Source organism: Thermomonas mangrovi, from assembly GCF_028201335.1.
Classification (GTDB): domain Bacteria; phylum Pseudomonadota; class Gammaproteobacteria; order Xanthomonadales; family Xanthomonadaceae; genus Thermomonas; species Thermomonas mangrovi.
The window spans coordinates 1-692 of record NZ_JAPEVV010000020.1 but is presented as its reverse complement, the minus strand read 5'-3'; the positions used below and the strand labels follow the sequence as shown (position 1 = coordinate 692).

1 protein-coding gene is annotated in these 692 nt (G+C 68.5%); it reads left to right on the top strand.

Translation table 11 applies throughout. The features are described 5' to 3' along the window. The coding region (locus ON759_RS13895; protein ID WP_271680989.1) for a hypothetical protein at positions 1-692 on the top strand (692 nt) is incomplete at both ends.

Sequence of the window (692 nt, the reverse complement as noted above, 5' to 3'; positions counted from 1 at the left end):
GTGTCGGTGGACAACAGCGGCACGATCGACGTGGTGAGCGGCGGCAACGTGGCGGTGGGCGTGTTCGCGCGGGCCGACTACGGCACCGCGAGCGTGACCAACAGCGGCGACATCACCGCGTCCAACTTCGGCGGCTACTACACGGGGTATTCCGCCTACGGCGTGTTCGCGCGCGGCGCCTACGCCGAGGTCGCCAACAGCGGCAGCATCACCGCCGAGGGCTATTACTACGCGACGGGCATCGCGGCCAGCTCCTACTACGGCACCACGGTCCACAACACCGGCGGCAGCATCACCGCCTACGCCTTGGGTGGCGCGACCGGCATCAATGCGACCTCGTTGCTGGGCGACGTGGACGTGGACAACGCCAGCGACATCGAGGCCGTGGGCCTGGTCTATGGCGCGCTCGGCATCAGCGCCTCGGGCGCCGGCGACGTCCACGTGGGCAACAGCGGCGACATCTACGCGGCCTCGCTCTACGGCTCGGCGATTGGCGTGTATGCCTACTCGGCCTACGGCGATGCCGGCATCGACAACAGCGGCAACATCATCGCCTATTCCGTCGAAGGCCTGGCCGACGGCATCTTTGCGTCGGGCGCGAACGTGGAGGTGTCCAACAGCGGCGAGCTGTACGTGGTGGGCGCGACGTGGGCGGCGGGCATCGAGGCGCAGGGCGAGTATTCGACGGGCGT